The 15,191-nt window shown below is 68.4% G+C and carries 14 protein-coding genes; 8 read left to right on the top strand and 6 right to left on the bottom strand.

Annotated features, from left to right (window positions below; translation table 11 throughout):
• Window positions 1–65: 65 nt before the first annotated feature.
• From tilS to cysS, 4 genes are all read right to left on the bottom strand, one after another.
• Entirely contained in the window at window positions 66–1,523 is a 1,458-nt protein-coding gene (gene tilS / locus DN412_RS11045; RefSeq protein WP_425267407.1) for a tRNA lysidine(34) synthetase TilS, read from the bottom strand.
• Window positions 1,489–2,460, bottom strand: coding sequence for an acetyl-CoA carboxylase carboxyltransferase subunit alpha (locus DN412_RS11050; RefSeq protein ID WP_115014937.1), 972 nt, complete (start codon window positions 2,458–2,460; stop codon window positions 1,489–1,491). Before DN412_RS11050 ends, tilS begins: the two co-directional genes overlap by 35 nt.
• Window positions 2,461–2,575: 115 nt before the next feature.
• Window positions 2,576–3,436 (bottom strand): DNA-3-methyladenine glycosylase family protein, encoded by an 861-nt coding sequence (locus DN412_RS11055; protein WP_115014940.1) that lies wholly within the window; start codon window positions 3,434–3,436, stop codon window positions 2,576–2,578.
• On the bottom strand, window positions 3,433–4,821 hold the full coding sequence (gene cysS / locus DN412_RS11060; protein WP_115014943.1) for a cysteine--tRNA ligase: 1,389 nt from the start codon (window positions 4,819–4,821) through the stop codon (window positions 3,433–3,435). Before cysS ends, DN412_RS11055 begins: the two co-directional genes overlap by 4 nt.
• Window positions 4,822–5,062: 241 nt before the next feature.
• Between cysS and DN412_RS11065 the strand changes: the two genes are divergently transcribed.
• The 4 genes from DN412_RS11065 (at window position 5,063) to DN412_RS11080 (ending at window position 7,823) form a co-directional block, all read left to right on the top strand.
• Window positions 5,063–5,779 carry a tetratricopeptide repeat protein gene (locus tag DN412_RS11065; RefSeq protein WP_115014945.1) on the top strand — a complete coding sequence of 239 codons (717 nt, stop codon included), beginning with the start codon at window positions 5,063–5,065 and terminating at the stop codon, window positions 5,777–5,779.
• Between the two features lie 72 nt (window positions 5,780–5,851).
• Window positions 5,852–6,436: a peptidylprolyl isomerase gene (locus DN412_RS11070; RefSeq protein ID WP_115014948.1), complete on the top strand. Its 585-nt coding sequence runs from the start codon at window positions 5,852–5,854 to the stop codon at window positions 6,434–6,436.
• Window positions 6,437–6,458: 22 nt separating this feature from the next.
• The gene (locus DN412_RS11075; RefSeq protein WP_078195864.1) at window positions 6,459–6,959 is read left to right on the top strand and encodes a peptidylprolyl isomerase; all 501 of its coding nucleotides are present in this window, start codon (window positions 6,459–6,461) and stop codon (window positions 6,957–6,959) included.
• A 66-nt stretch (window positions 6,960–7,025) separates the two neighbouring features.
• The gene (locus DN412_RS11080; RefSeq protein ID WP_115014951.1) at window positions 7,026–7,823 is read left to right on the top strand and encodes a UDP-2,3-diacylglucosamine diphosphatase; all 798 of its coding nucleotides are present in this window, start codon (window positions 7,026–7,028) and stop codon (window positions 7,821–7,823) included.
• Between the two features lie 35 nt (window positions 7,824–7,858).
• Here DN412_RS11080 and cysE read toward each other — a convergent pair whose 3' ends face one another.
• Both cysE and DN412_RS11090 read right to left on the bottom strand, forming a co-directional pair.
• The gene (cysE, locus tag DN412_RS11085) at window positions 7,859–8,602 is read right to left on the bottom strand and encodes a serine O-acetyltransferase (protein ID WP_115015238.1); all 744 of its coding nucleotides are present in this window, start codon (window positions 8,600–8,602) and stop codon (window positions 7,859–7,861) included.
• A gap of 305 nt (window positions 8,603–8,907) precedes the next feature.
• Window positions 8,908–9,726 (bottom strand): RNA methyltransferase, encoded by an 819-nt coding sequence (locus DN412_RS11090; protein ID WP_167471083.1) that lies wholly within the window; start codon window positions 9,724–9,726, stop codon window positions 8,908–8,910.
• Between the two features lie 191 nt (window positions 9,727–9,917).
• Here DN412_RS11090 and DN412_RS11095 point away from each other — a divergent pair, with 191 nt between their 5' ends.
• From DN412_RS11095 to DN412_RS11110, 4 genes are all read left to right on the top strand, one after another.
• Window positions 9,918–10,724 (top strand): inositol monophosphatase family protein, encoded by an 807-nt coding sequence (locus DN412_RS11095; RefSeq protein ID WP_115014956.1) that lies wholly within the window; start codon window positions 9,918–9,920, stop codon window positions 10,722–10,724.
• 200 nt (window positions 10,725–10,924) lie between these two features.
• Window positions 10,925–11,140: an HP1242/YdcH family protein gene (locus tag DN412_RS11100; protein ID WP_115014959.1), complete on the top strand. Its 216-nt coding sequence runs from the start codon at window positions 10,925–10,927 to the stop codon at window positions 11,138–11,140.
• Between the two features lie 279 nt (window positions 11,141–11,419).
• Window positions 11,420–14,107: a DNA mismatch repair protein MutS gene (mutS, locus tag DN412_RS11105; protein ID WP_115014962.1), complete on the top strand. Its 2,688-nt coding sequence runs from the start codon at window positions 11,420–11,422 to the stop codon at window positions 14,105–14,107.
• Window positions 14,104–15,144, top strand: coding sequence for a hypothetical protein (locus DN412_RS11110; RefSeq protein ID WP_115014965.1), 1,041 nt, complete (start codon window positions 14,104–14,106; stop codon window positions 15,142–15,144). The genes mutS and DN412_RS11110 overlap by 4 nt, the downstream gene beginning before the upstream one ends.
• Window positions 15,145–15,191: the final 47 nt, after the last annotated feature.

The raw sequence follows: 15,191 nt of genomic DNA on the forward strand, positions 1-15,191 counted from the left end.
CAGGCAAGGCGGTAGCGGGGTTCCGGGTGCAGATCGGAGGTGATGCCGGCGGTAATCCGGGTGTTTCAGTGCGGCGGCGTCGCCACTGCCGGCGGCCGCGGATGCCATTCCACGCGCCAGCGCGGCGCCGCCTGGGTGTCCGGCCAGCGCCGATGCATGCCGAGGCCGGCGGCCAGCACCAGGGTGTCGCCCGCCCACAGCAGCGGCAGCCAGGCCCGACGCCAGGCCGGAATGCCGGCTTCCTGGCAGGCTTGCTTCAGCGCCCGGGCGGGGCCGCCGGGGCGCAGCACGATGCGCTCGCCGCCGCTGCGCGCGGCCAGGCGCAGGGGTTGGTGCAGCACCGCTTCGGGCACGCCGAAGGTATCGTCGCGGAAGAAGTGAAGTTCGCCGCGCCATGCCGGCACGACAATGCGCGCCTCGCCCCGCCAGTCCAGCATCACGGGTGCCGGCGCAACTTCCGGTGGCGGCGTGCAGGCCAGCACGCGTTCGCGGAAACGGCGCAGCATCAGACCCTCATGCGCGATCGCGGGCTCGCCGCCGGCATGCGTGACCAGTTGCTCGCGCATCGCCGCCAGCCGCGCAGTGGACGGCGCGCGCACGCCGAGGTCGCGCAGCCAGAAGCGCAGCACGGCATCGGCATGCGCCGCGGGCAAGGCGCGCAGGCCAGCCAGGTCGAGTTCGGCAAGCGTGTTGGGATCGCGGCCAGGGTGCGCCAGCGCCGCCAGCGAGGCCGAGGCCAGCTCATCGATCAGTTGGCCTGCCTGGGCGAAATGCGCTGCCGCCTGCACCACGTTGACCGACAGCGCCGGAAAAGCCGCTACCAGCGCCGGCAGGTGCGCGCGCAAGGCATTGCGCGCGTAGCGGGCATCGGCATTGGACGGATCGTCGACCCATTGCAAGGCGTTGGCGGCGCAGTAGTCCTCGATCCCGGCACGGGGCACATCCAGCCAGGGGCGCAGCAGCAGCACGCCGCTGCCATCGTCCAGCGAGCGCATGGCGGGCATGCCGGCCATGCCCGCCACGCCGGCGCCGCGAAACAGCCGCAGCAGCACGGTCTCGACCTGGTCGTCCTGGTGATGGGCAAACAGCAGCAGGCGCGCGCCGCTGTCGGCGCACATCGCCGCCAGCGCAGCATAGCGCGCGCGGCGCGCGGCCGCCTCCACGCCCTCGCCCGCTTCTGGCTGCACCGACACCCGCCGCACGAAATAGCCGACCTGCCACTGCGCGCACAGCGCGGCGCAGAAGCGGTCCCAGTCGTCGGCCTCGGCTTGCAGGCCGTGGTGGACATGCAGCGCCACCACGCGCGCGCCAACGCCCCACTGCGCCGCGGCCGCGCGTGCGGCGTGCAGCAGCGCGACCGAATCGCGCCCGCCCGACAGGGCCACCGCGATCGTCGGCGCGCCCTGGCCCGTACCGCCGCCAGAAACAACAAAGGCCGCACCGGCCTGGAGGGCCTGTGCGACCTTGTCGGTCAGCCGGGCGGACGGGTCAGTCCTGGGTGCCGGTTTCCTTGAACTTGCCATAGGCGAGCAGGCGCTCGTAGCGGCGAGCCTGCAGCTCCTTCACGCTCATGCCCTGGAACTGGCGCAGCGACTCGGCCAGCGAGCGCTTGAGCATCGCCGCCATACCCTTGTAGTCGCGGTGCGCGCCGCCCAGCGGCTCGCTCACGATCTTGTCGATCAGGCCCAGCGCCTTCAGGCGGTGCGCGGTCAAGCCGAGCGCCTCGGCGGCTTCCGGCGCCTTCGCGGCGGTCTTCCACAGGATCGAGGCGCAGCCTTCCGGCGAGATCACCGCGTAGGTGGCGAACTGCAGCATCTGCACCACGTCGCCCACGGCAATCGCCAGTGCGCCGCCCGAACCGCCTTCACCGATGATGGTGGCGATCAGGGGCACCTTCAGGCCGGCCATCACATACAGGTTGTGGCCGATGGCTTCGGACTGGCCGCGCTCTTCGGCGTCGATGCCGGGGAACGCGCCCGGGGTATCGACAAAGGTGAAGATCGGCAGGCCGAACTTGTCCGCCAGTTCCATCAGGCGCTTGGCCTTGCGGTAACCCTCGGGCTTGGGCATGCCGAAATTGCGCATGGCGCGCTCTTTCGTGTCACGGCCCTTCTGGTGGCCGATGACCATGCACGCCTGGCCATTGAAGCGCGCCAGGCCGCCGATGATCGACAGATCGTCGGCAAAGGTGCGGTCGCCGTGCAGCTCGTGGAAATCGGTGAAGATCTCGCGCACGTAGTCCAGCGTGTAGGGACGCTGGGGATGGCGGGCGATTTGCGCAACCTGCCACGGGGTCAGGTTGGCGTAGATGTCTTTGGTCAGCTGCTGGCTCTTGCCGGCCAGCCGCGAAATCTCTTCGGAAATATCGACAGCCGAATCGTCCTGCACAAAGCGCAGTTCTTCGATCTTTGCCTCGAGTTCGGCAATGGGCTGCTCAAAATCCAGGAAGGTGGTTTTCATAAAATCACACGTACCTGTCTGTGAAGGGGCGCATTCTACCGGAATTTGGTCGCTATCTTAGCGCCTGCCAGATAGCCCGGACTGCACCTGCCACTAAATTTTCTTGCCGCAATGACTAATACGTCACTGGCAGCGGGTCGAGACTGCGCCACATGTACCACGTAGCGACTGTGCGCCAGGGCTCCCAGTTGGCCGCCACCTCGCGCGCCTCGCTGCGCGTGACCGGTTCGCCACTGAAGTAATTGGTTGAGATCGCATTGATCAGGCCGACGTCGTCGAGCGGCAGCACATTGGGCCGCATCAGATTGAACATCAGGAACATCTCGGCGGTCCAGCGGCCGATGCCGCGGATCTGGGTCAGCTCGGCGATGACGGCCTCGTCGTCCATCTGCGCCCACTCGGCGACGTGCACCGTGCCCGCCTTGAAATGGTCGGCCAGGTCAATCAGGTATTCCGCCTTGCGCTTGGACAATCCGCAGCCGGCCAGCTTCTCGGGTCCGGCGCGCAGGAACTGCGCCGGCGCCAGCTTCGGGCAGGCCGCATGCAGCCGCTCCCACACCGACTGCGCCGCCTTGACCGAGATCTGCTGGCCCACCACCGCGCGCGCCAGCGTGACGAACGGATCCCCGCGCGACACCAGGTGCGCCGGGCCGTAGGTCGGGATCATCTTGCGCAGGATGCGGTCGCGCTTCATCAGGTCGGCGCAGGCCTCGTCCCAGTAGGCGGGGCGCACCGCATCGATGACGGTTTCAACCGGCAGCGGCACCGCATCCGCCTCGGGCAGCACGGCCTTGGCGTTACGCGTCTTTGCCGCGAGTTTGCCCGCGTCCTTGCCCGTGTCCTTGCCATCCGGCAGCGGCGCCTCTTTGGCGCCGGCCTTGCCCGGGCGCGGGCCGGCCGCCTTCGCACGGCCCCGCGTGGCGGCAGGCGTGACGGGCGTCGTGGCGGTGGCGGGCTTGCGCGCGGCAGCGTTCAAGCACGCCTCCACTCGGTGGCACCGCCGGGCTTGTCTTCCAGCACGATGCCCGCTTCCAGCAGTTGCGCGCGGATGCGGTCCGCCTCGGCAAAGTTGCGCCCGACCTTGGCGGTCTTGCGCGCGGCGATCAGCGTCTCGATCTCGTCCGGCGACGGGCCGTCGTCGGACTTGCCGCCCTGCAGGAAGGTGTGCGGATCGCGCTCGAGCAGGCCCAGCGTGCCGGCCAGCGCCTTGAGCTGGCGCGCGGCGGCGGTCGAGCCGGTGCGGTTGATCTCGCTGGCCAGGTCGAACAGCACCGCCATTGCGATCGGCGTGTTGAAGTCGTCGCCCATGGCCTCGGCAAACCGCTTGGCGTGCGGCTCGTCCCAGTCCACCGCGCAGCCGCCCGGCTGGCTGTCCTTGAGCGCCGTGTACAGGCGCGTCAGCGCGTGGCGGGCATCGTCCAGGTGCGCGTCGCTGTAGTTCAGCGGGCTGCGGTAGTGCGCGCGCAGGATAAAGAAGCGCACGACCTCGGCGTCGTACGACTTCAGGACCTCGCGGATGGTGAAGAAATTGCCAAGCGACTTGGACATTTTTTCGTCGTTGATGCGCACGAAACCGTTGTGCATCCACATATTGACGAAGGGCTTGCCGCTGGCGCCTTCGGACTGCGCAATCTCGTTCTCGTGGTGCGGGAACTGCAGGTCAGCCCCGCCGCCATGAATGTCGAAATGCTCGCCCAGCAGCGTGCAGCTCATGGCGGAGCATTCAATGTGCCAGCCCGGGCGGCCGGCGCCCCATTTCGAGTCCCACTTGCTCTCGGGCGGCTCGCTGGCCTTGGCGGATTTCCACAGCACGAAGTCCAGCGGGTCCTGCTTGGCATCGTTGGCGCTGACGCGCTCGCCGGCGCGCAGGTCTTCCAGCGACTTGCCCGAGAGCTTGCCGTAGCCGTCAAACTTGCGCACCGAATAGTTCACGTCGCCGTCGCTGGCCTGGTAGGCCAGGCCCCTGGCTTCGAGCTTGCCGATCATGTCAAGCATCTGCGGCACGAAGTCGGTGGCGCGCGGCTCATGGTCGGGACGGATCACGCCCAGCGCGGCGGCATCCTCATGCATGTACTGGATGAAGCGCGTGGTCAGCTCGCCGATGGTCTCGCCGTTCTCGGCCGCGCGGCGGATGATCTTGTCGTCGATGTCGGTGATGTTCTGCACATACGTCACCTCGTAGCCGGCGGCGCGCAGCCAGCGGTGCACCATATCGAACACCACCATCACGCGAGCATGGCCAACGTGGCAGTAGTCGTACACGGTCATGCCGCACACATACATGCGGACCTTGCCGGGTTCGATTGGCACGAATGGCTGTTTCTCACGCGCGAGCGTGTTGTAGATGTTCAGAAGCTGCATGAAACGAAGTGAGTGGTGAGAGGAGACTGCCGGGTTCGACAGCAGGCCGCCGGCGGGGACGCAGCCACTGGCGCAATACCGTCGCGCCCCATATCTTACCGGAAGGCGGTGCGCGGGTTGGGCACGCAATGAAGCATGCCGGGGCGCAAGCAAGCCGCGCGCCATGACTGCCATGGCATTGCCTTCGTGCCGGACTTGCCGCTTTGCTAGAATGCCGCGGAGTATAACGGACCCGTCCTCAATGAGCCTGCCGCTGCCCTCCCCGTCTTACGCCACGTCCGCCGCCCGCGCGCGCCGGCGCGGCCATCGCGCCGTACTGCCCCTGCTGGCCCTGGCCGCCGCGCTGGCGGCCCCTGCGTACGCGCAGACCGGCCCGCTGTCGCTGGCCGCGCCCACGGCACCGGTCGGCGGCATCCAGTCGACCGACCCGGGCATGGGCGAGGCCCAGCAGGCCGCCAATGCACGCCGCTATGACGATGCCATCAAGGGCTTCGACCGCGTGCTGGCCGCCAACCCGCGCAATGCGCAGGCTCGCTTCCAGCGCGCCTGGGCCCTGGCCCAGTCCGGCCGCGAGGATGCGGCCATCCAGGCCTTTGCGGAAATGGCGCAGGACTTTCCGGAACTACCCGAGCCGCACAACAACCTGGCGCTGCTCTACGCCAAGCGCGGCGACCTGAAGCGCGCCGAGGCCGAGCTGCTGCTCGCCACCCAGGTCAAGCCGGGCTTTGCCATCGGCTACACCAACCTGGGCGATGTTTACCGCCGCCTGGCCGAGCAGTCCTATGCCGAGGCACTGCGCCGCAATCCGGGCGATGCGCGCGCCAGCGCCGGCCTGCGCCAGCTGAACCCCGCTTCCGCCCCGGCGGCGGCGCCGGCAAAGCCGGCCGCGCCTGGCGGCAGCCGCAAGGCGGCACCGGCCGGGCACCAGGCACCTGCCAGCGCCCCCGCAGCCGACTGACGGCACCCATCCGCATGCCCGGGGCGCCACGCGCCCGGGCCGTGTCCATCCAGACCTACCGGAGTTCCATTCATGATCCGTTCCCGTCGCATCGTCCTGGCCGGCCTGACGGCAGGCGCCCTGGCGCTGTCCTCGTTCAGCGCGCTGGCCCAGCAGAAGGGCGCCGAGCGCGTCCAGTTCGTCACCAGTGCCGGCAAGTTCACTGTCGAGCTCTACCCGGAAGCGGCGCCCAAGACCGTCGCGAACTTTCTGGAATATGTGAAGAGCGGCTTCTACAGTGGCACCATCTTCCACCGCGTGATCAATGGCTTCATGGTGCAGGGCGGCGGCTTTGACCGCGACATGAAGGAAAAGCCCACGCGCGCGCCGATCCCGCTGGAAGCCCGCAACGGCCTGAAGAACAAGGCCGGCACGCTCGCCATGGCACGCACCAGCGACCCCAACTCGGCCACCGCGCAGTTCTTCGTCAATGTGGTGGATAATCCGAGTCTTGACTACCCGCAGCCGGACGGCAACGGCTACGCAGTCTTCGGCAAGGTGGTGGAAGGCATGGACACGATCGACAAGATCAAGACCGTGCCGACCACGGCCTACGGCCCGATGCGCAATGTGCCGGCCGCGCCGATCGTGATCGAGTCGGCCACCGTCGTCAAATAATTACCGAACAGAGGAAACCGCCATGTCCAAGGTACAGCTCCAGACCAACAAGGGTGTGATCACCCTGGAACTCGACGCCGAAAAGGCCCCGAAAACGGTCGAGAACTTCCTGTCGTACGTCCGCAAGGGCCACTACGACAACACCGTCTTCCACCGCGTGATCAAGAACTTCATGATCCAGGGCGGCGGTTTCGAGCCCGGCATGAAGCAAAAGGGCACCGACGCCCCGATCGATAACGAGGCCGGCAACGGCCTGAAGAACGACCGCTACACCGTGGCCATGGCGCGCACCAATGCGCCGCACTCGGCCACCGCGCAGTTCTTCATCAACGTGGTCGACAACGACTTCCTGAACTTCTCCTCGCCCACCCCGCAGGGCTTCGGCTATGCCGTGTTCGGCAAGGTAGTCGACGGCACCGACGTGGTCGAGCAGATCAAGGCCGTACGCACCGGCAGCTCGGGCTTCCACCAGGACGTGCCGCTGGAAGACGTCGTGATCGAGAAGGCCATCATCGTCGAGTAAGCCGATGCCTGCCGATTGCGGTCCCGTGCGCGCCCACGTGCCGGCTCTACTCTCCCGACACCACGCATGACCGCAATCCCCCACACGCCGGTGGCCGGTCCCCTCGAGGTACAGGCGCCGGCGTGGTTCATTTCAGACCTGCACCTGACGCCCGGCATGCCCCGCACGCTGGCGGCCTTCGAGCGCACGCTCGAACGCGCCGCGCAGCGCGCGCGCGCTCTCTTCATCCTGGGCGACTTCTTTGAATTCTGGGTCGGCGACGAAGAAACCGACTCGCCGTTCGCGCAACACGTGACGGGCGCCCTGCGCGCGCTCGCCGCGCGCGGCGTGGCGGTCTACCTGATGCACGGCAACCGCGACTTCCTGCTGGGCCAGCGCTTCGCCGGCGCCGCGGACGCCACGCTGCTGCCCGACCCCACCGTAATCCACTGCGCCGGCCAGCGCGTCGTGCTGAGTCACGGCGACATGCTGTGCATCGACGACGAACGCTACAACCGTTTCCGCCGCTGGACCCGCAAGGGCTGGGTACAGCGCGTATTCCTGGCGCTGCCGCTGAAGCTGCGTTTGTCGATCGCCCGCAAGCTGCGCGCGGACAGTGAAGGCAACCGCGCCAGGCAGTTGAGCGCAGGTGCGGCCGTGCCGGTGATCTATGGCGATGTGGCACCGGCAGCCGCGGCCGAATTGCTCGGCGCGGCCGGGGCGTCGTTGCTGGTGCATGGCCACACGCATCGCCCCGCGCGGCATGAGGAAGCCGGGGGCGTGCGCTGGGTGCTGACAGACTGGGACCTGGACGGCGCGCATCCGCGAGCCGCGGTGCTGCAACTGGATCGCGACGGGTTCCGTCTGCTGCAGCAGACGGACTGACCGGCAACGCCGGCACTGACCGTCTTACCATCCGCTCACTTCATCAGCTTGCGCAGCTCGCTCGCATCAAAGGGATCGTTCGGCGTGTTCTCCAGGTGTTCGCCGAGCCGGTCGAGCGCGGCCAGCACCGCCTCGATGCGGTCATGCTGGGCCGCCGCATTGTCGATCAGGCTTTTGAGCGCCAGCGATACCGGGTCGTCCGCATTGGGCGTGATGCCGTAGGCCGAAAACTCCTGCCTGGCGCCCTGCTGCGCTGACGGCGCATCCGGCAGGATGACGCGGGCCGGGATGCCCACGGCGGTCGCGCCCGGCGGCACCGGCTTGAGCACGACCGCGTTGGAGCCCACGCGCGCACCGTCGCCCACCACGAATCCGCCCAGCACCTTGGCGCCAGCACTGACCACCACGCCGTCGCCCAGCGTCGGATGCCGCTTCTGGCCCTTGTACAGCGAGGTGCCGCCCAGCGTCACCCCCTGGTAGATGGTGCAATCGTCGCCGATCTCGGCGGTCTCGCCGATCACCACGCCCATGCCGTGGTCGATGAATACGCGCCGGCCCAGCCTGACCGCCGGGTGAATTTCGATGCCGGTCAGAAAGCGCGACCAGTGCGAGATCCAGCGCCCCAGCCAGTGCAAGCCCGCGTTCCAGCATCCGTGCGCAAAGCGGTGGAACACCACGGCGTGCAGGCCGGGATAGCAGGTCAGCACTTCGAGGCGGCTGCGCGCGGCGGGATCGCGCAGCATGATCGTGTCGATATCTTCCTTCAGGCGAGAGAACATCTTGGTCGTGTCGTGGTGCCGCGCCGTGCGCCGCGCCACACGGGCTGTTGCCCGGGGCAGGGTCGCCGGCGAGATCGGTGGCCGGTGGGGACGGGATCAGGGAGTGTAAGTGATTTGCCGGGCCAGTTTCTGGCGCCGGCGTTTGGCCCCTGATCCGTCAGGGACATTCCATCGATGCCGCGATCAACATCGCCCAGGCTCGCGCAAACCCGCAGCGGCAGGACAACAACCCGCGCACCAGCTGCGTGCGCTTGCCTTGTCCTGCATCGAATCGCCATGGGTTGCTGCCACTGTCCTTGCTCCTGTCACCGGTCCCCTTGCGGGCCCGGATGTTTTTGCGCGGCGATCAGCATGTGCTTGGCGATGCCGCGCAGGATGTTCACTTCCTCGCGCTCCAGGCCACTGCGGGCCAGCAGCCGGCGCAGCCGGGTCATCAGCCTGCGCGGATTGGACGGATCGAGAAAACCGATCGCCTCCAGGCCCGTCTGCAGATGCCCGAACATGGCCTCGACCTGCTCGGCCGTGGCCGGCTCACCAGCATAGCCGATATTGGCGCCCGCGTCCGGGGCAGCCTCCAGCAGTGCCAGCCGCATCTCGTAGGCGATAAGCTGCACCGCCTGCGCCAGGTTCAGCGAGGTATACGCGGGATTGGCGGGGATATGGGTGACGGCGTTGCAGCGCTCGACCACCTCGTTGGGCAGTCCATAGCGCTCGTTGCCGAACACGAAGGCAACGCCGCCGCTGCCGGACAGCGTCTGGCGCGCGCGCTCGGCGGCGGCGCGCGGCAGCAGCCGCGGCGGGCCAAACTCGCGCTGGCGGGCAGTCATGGCCACGGTCAGCGCGGCGCCGGCCAGGGCTGCGTCGATCTGGTCGACGATCACGGCGCCGGCCAGCACATCGTCGGCGCCGCTGGCCATGGCGATGGCATCGGGGTGGCGCAGCACGTCCGGCTCGCGCGGCGAGACCAGCACCAGGCTGCCGAAGCCCATGGTCTTGATCGCGCGCGCCACCGAGCCGACGTTGCCCGGGTGGCTGGTTTCGACCAGCACGAAGCGCACGCGGCCGAAGGTGTCGCCGCCGTTATCGCCGGAAATGGGCTGGCTCGTATCAATTGCCGGGTTCATATACAATTCGGGGTTCTTCTTTGGCGCGGCGCCAGGTTTTTGCTTGCTCGCGAGACTTTCGCGGCACTTTCGCAGCAGAACCGGCGACGCCCGACGTTCTTCTACAATCCGTTGTGTTGTCAGCTGCCCATGAGCGGGCGTGCGGCGCTTTGGCGCCCCGCCGCGCGGTCGTGGCCGGCCTGGAGAGATTCATGCATCCGATGCTCAATATCGCCATCAAGGCGGCCCGCAAGGCGGGATCCATCATCAACCGCGCGTCGCTCGACGTCGATCTGGTGCGCGTCTCGCGCAAGCAACACAACGATTTTGTCACCGAGGTGGACCGCGCCGCCGAAGCCGCGATCATCGAGGTCCTGCGCACGGCCTACCCGGAACACGGCATTCTAGCGGAAGAATCCGGCCAGTCCTGGGCCGAGGGCGAAGACGCCCGCGAGTACACCTGGGTCATCGACCCGCTGGACGGCACCACCAACTTCATCCACGGCTTCCCGCAATACGCGGTCTCGATCGCCCAGCTGCACCGCGGCACGCCTGTGCAAGCCGTCGTCTACGACCCGACCCGCGACGAGCTGTTCACCGCCAGCAAGGGCGCCGGCGCCTTCCTGAACAACCGCCGCATCCGCGTCACGCGCCGCGACAAGCTGGCCGACTGCCTGATCGGCACCGGCTTCCCGTTCCGCGACCTGGAAGGCATGGACGAATACCTGGAAATGTTTGCGCTGATGACCCGTAGCTGCGCCGGCCTGCGCCGCCCGGGCGCCGCCGCGCTGGACCTCGCCTACGTCGCCTGCGGCCGCCTGGACGGCTTCTTCGAGCGCGGCCTGAAGCCGTGGGACATGGCCGCCGGCATGCTGCTGATCACCGAATCGGGCGGCCTGGTCGGCAACTACGCCGGCGAACCGCGCCAGATGGAACAGGGCGAAGTGCTGGCCGGCAACCCCAAGGCGTTCGCCCAGATGGTGCGCCTGCTGTCGCCGTTCTCGCTCGACAACGCCTGATACCGGCACATGGCCTGACGGCCATGCCCCCGACGCCCGCCGCGCCCCGGCGGGCGTTTTGCTTTGTGCGCGGCGCCGGTCAGATCGTTCTCATTCCTCCGACGGCCATGATCCTGGTCAAGGTCGCACCACCCTGCCCTCCCCAGAATGAACCCATGCGCCACGCCCCGTGCGCGCGGATCCAGCACAGGAGAGCCAGCATGTTCCCCGAATACCGCGACCAGATCACCGCCCTGAAGACCCAGGATGCCCGCTTCGCGCGCCTGTTCCACCGCCACAATGCGCTGGACCAGGAAATCCATAACATGGAGTCCGGGCTGATACCGGCCTCCACCTTCGAGATCGAGCGGCTGAAAAAAGAGAAGCTCCGGCTCAAGGACCAGCTCTACGAGATCCTGCGCGCCACGGCTGCCTGACGGAGGACCGCAGATGACCGATCGCGACACCCTCCAGTCTTCCCGCGCTGGCAAACTAATCCACCGCAGTGCCGCCGCAGCCGCTCCGCGGCGCTGCGGCGGCAGCCCCGTGCTGTACCATATCGCCCATATTCGAAAACGCCCCTTCGCGCCCTGGCCACAGGCCGCCGGATGACCGCCCGGACGCCCCGCGCGGCCGCCATCCGGCATGCGCGAGGCGGTGATCCGAGCGGAACGGGCGGCATCGCGCAGGCCCACCGCCAGACAGGCTAAATGGCAATGGGATTGCAGAAAAAGACCGACCCGGAACAGGCGCAGGCAGATTCGTCCGCGAGCCGCCACACGCCAATGATGCAGCAGTATCTCCGCATCAAGGCAGACCACCCCGACACCCTGCTGTTCTACCGCATGGGTGACTTCTACGAGCTCTTCCACGACGATGCCGAGAAGGCCGCCCGCCTGCTCGACATCACGCTGACCGCGCGCGGGGCCTCCAACGGGGTGCCGATCCGCATGGCCGGCATTCCCTTCCATTCGGCGGACCAGTACCTGGCGCGCCTGGTGAAGCTGGGCGAGTCGGTGGCGATCTGCGAGCAGATCGGCGACCCCGCCACCAGCAAGGGGCCGGTAGAACGCAAGGTGGTGCGCATCGTCACCCCCGGCACGCTGACCGATGCCGCGCTGCTGCCGGACAAGGCCGACACCTTCCTGATGGCGGTGCACCAGCAGACCACGCGCCGCGGCGTCAGCAAGACCGGGCTGGCGTGGCTGAACCTGGCCAGCGGCGAGCTGCGCCTGATGGAATGCGAAGCAGCCCAGCTGGGCCGCGAGCTGGAACGCATCCGTCCGGCCGAGCTGCTGTATGCGGACGGCATCGAGCTGCCCGTGCTTGCCTGCGCACGCACGCGCCTGCCGGAATGGCATTTCGACCAGGACGCCGGCACGCGCCGGCTGCGCGAGCAGCTTGGCGTAGCCAGCCTGGACCCGTTCGGCTGCGCCGGGCTGGGTGCCGCGCTGGGTGCGGCGGGTGCGCTGCTGAACTACGCCGCCACCACGCAGGGCCAGTCGCTGCGCCATGTGCAGGGCGTGAAGGTCGAGCGCGAATCGGAGTACGTGGGCCTGGATTCCGCCACGCGGCGCAACCTGGAACTGACCGAGACCCTGCGCGGCGGCGAGTCGCCGACGCTGTTCTCGCTGCTGGACACCTGCTGCACGGCCATGGGCAGCCGCGCGCTGCGCCACTGGCTGCACCACCCGCTGCGCGACCCGGCAGTGCCGCAAGCGCGCCAGCAGGCCATCGGCGTGCTGATCGACCAGGGCACCGATGCCCTGCGCGCGGCGCTGCGCCGGCTGGCCGATGTCGAGCGCATCACCTCGCGGCTGGCGCTGCTCAATGCCCGCCCGCGCGACCTGTCCTCGCTGCGCGACACCCTGCGCGCGCTGCCGGACGTGCGGGCGTGCATCCTGGCCGACCAGGGCAGCATCCTGCTGGCGCAGACCCTCGACGACCTGGGCGTGCCGCAGGACTGTCTTGACCTGCTGGTGCGCGCCGTGGCCGAAGAGCCGGCCACCGTGGTGCGCGACGGCGGCGTGATCGCGCGCGGCTACGATGCCAACCTCGATGAGCTGCGCGACATCTCCGAGAACTGTGGCCAGTTCCTGATCGACCTGGAAGCGCGCGAACGCGCCCGCACCGGCATTGCCAACCTGCGCGTCGAGTTCAACCGCGTGCACGGCTTCTATATCGAGGTTACCAACGGCCAGGCCGACAAGGTGCCCGACGACTACCGCCGCCGCCAGACCCTGAAGAACGCCGAGCGCTATATCACGCCCGAGCTGAAGGCTTTCGAGGACAAGGCGCTGTCGGCGCAGGACCGCGCGCTGGCGCGCGAGAAGCAGCTCTTTGACGGACTGCTACAGGCACTGCTGCCGCATATCGGCGAGCTGCAACGGGTGGCGGGCGCGCTGGCGCGCCTGGACGTGCTGACGGCACTGGCCGAGCGCGCGCAGACGCTGGACTGGTCCGCGCCGGAGCGCGTGGCCGAGAACGTGGTCGATATCGTGCAGGGCCGCCACCCGGTGGTCGAAGGCCAGCTCGCGGCGGAGTCGGTAGCGTTCATCGCCAACGACTGCCAGCTCAACGAGGCGCGCAAGCTCTTGCTGATCACCGGCCCGAACATGGGCGGTAAATCGACCTTCATGCGCCAGACCGCGCTGATCGTGCTGCTGGCCTGCGTGGGCGCCTATGTGCCGGCGCGGCGCGCGGTGATCGGGCCGATCGACCGCATCTTCACCCGCATCGGCGCCGCCGACGACCTGGCCGGCGGGCGTTCCACCTTCATGGTGGAAATGACCGAGGCCGCCGGCATCCTGCACCACGCCACCCCGGCCTCGCTGGTGCTGATGGACGAGATCGGACGCGGCACCTCGACCTTCGACGGGCTGGCGCTGGCGTGGGCGATCGCGCGCCACCTGCTGTCGCACAACCGCAGCCATACGCTGTTTGCCACGCACTATTTCGAGCTGACGCAGCTGCCGCAGGAATTCCCGCAGGCGGCCAACGTGCACCTGTCGGCGGTCGAGCATGGCGACGGCATCGTGTTCCTGCATGCGGTGCAGGACGGCCCCGCCAGCCAGAGCTACGGCCTGCAGGTGGCGCAGCTGGCCGGCGTGCCGCAGCCGGTGATCCGCGCCGCGCGCAAGCACCTGGCCTGGCTGGAGCAGCAATCCGCCGAGGCCACGCCCACGCCACAGCTGGACCTGTTCGCGGCACCGCCGACGCCGGAAGACGACGATGACGATTTCGGCAGTGCGCCGGCGGCCATGCCCGCCGCGCTGGCGCCCGAGCAGGCTGCGCTGATCGACGCGCTGGCCGACCTGGACCCCGATACCCTGACGCCGCGCGCCGCGCTGGAGGCGCTGTACCGGCTCAAGGCGCTGGCAGGCGAGACAGCCGAGACGGCATGAACGCCCCGCGCCGGGCCCTGCTCACGCTGCTGCTGCCACTGCTGTGCATGGCCGGCATGGCGGTGGCCGCGCCGGCAGGCCGCGCGGGCAAGGCTCCTGCCAAGCCTCAGGTCACGCGCGTCGCGCTGATCGCCGACCTGCCGCAATGGCCGGCCGCGGAAGCCAATGTGGCGGCGCTGCTCGACGACTTTGCCGAGCGCAAGCTGGACCTGGTGATCCATGCCGGCGGCATCAAGGGCGATACGGAGTCGTGCAGCGATGCCGTGCTGAGCAGCCGCCAGCAGCTGCTGGACCAGTCGCCCCTGCCGCTGGTCTACGTGCCCGGTGAAACCGACTGGTCCGAGTGCCGGCTGCCGGTCAACGGCGGCTTTGACTCGGTCGAGCGGCTGAACCGGCTGCGCGAGCTGTTCTTCCCCGAGGATGCCACCCTGGGACAGCATCCGCGGCCGGTGCTGCGGCAGTCGGACCAGGCACTGTTCCGCAGCTTCCGCGAGAACATGCGCATGAGCGTGGGCGATGTGCTGATCGTCGGCCTGAACGTGCCGGGCGATAACAACCACTACCGCAATGAAGGCGGCCGCAACAGCGAATTCGAGGACCGGCGCGAGGCCAACCGGCAGTGGCTGGCGCGCGCGTTCTCGGTGGCACGGCAGCGGGACCTGAACGGCATCGTTGTGGTGGCCCACGGCGACCCGCATTTTGCCAACGGCTGGGAGAAGAAGGGCCGCCCGACGCTGCTGGATGGCTTCTTGCGCCACCGCACCCGCGATGGCTACCTAGAGTTCAAACGCCAGCTGCGCGAGCTGAGCGCGCGTTTCAGCGGCCAGGTGCTGCTGGTGCATGCGAGCGAGAGCGGGACCGAAAACGGTTTCGGCATCGACAAGCCGCTGCGCGATGCCGCCGGCAAGGTCCTGCAGAATTTCACGCGCGTCTCGCTGCCGACCGGCACGGTCTCGCAATGGGCTGAGCTGGTGATCACGCCCTCCGCGGCGTCACCGTTCGCGGTCGTGCTCAAGGACGCACCAGCGCCGCACTGACCGGCGGCCGAAAGCAAAGAAGCCGGCAACGGCCGGCTTCTCTGTGG

The organism is Cupriavidus lacunae (assembly GCF_003353055.1).
GTDB classification, from domain to species: domain Bacteria; phylum Pseudomonadota; class Gammaproteobacteria; order Burkholderiales; family Burkholderiaceae; genus Cupriavidus; species Cupriavidus lacunae.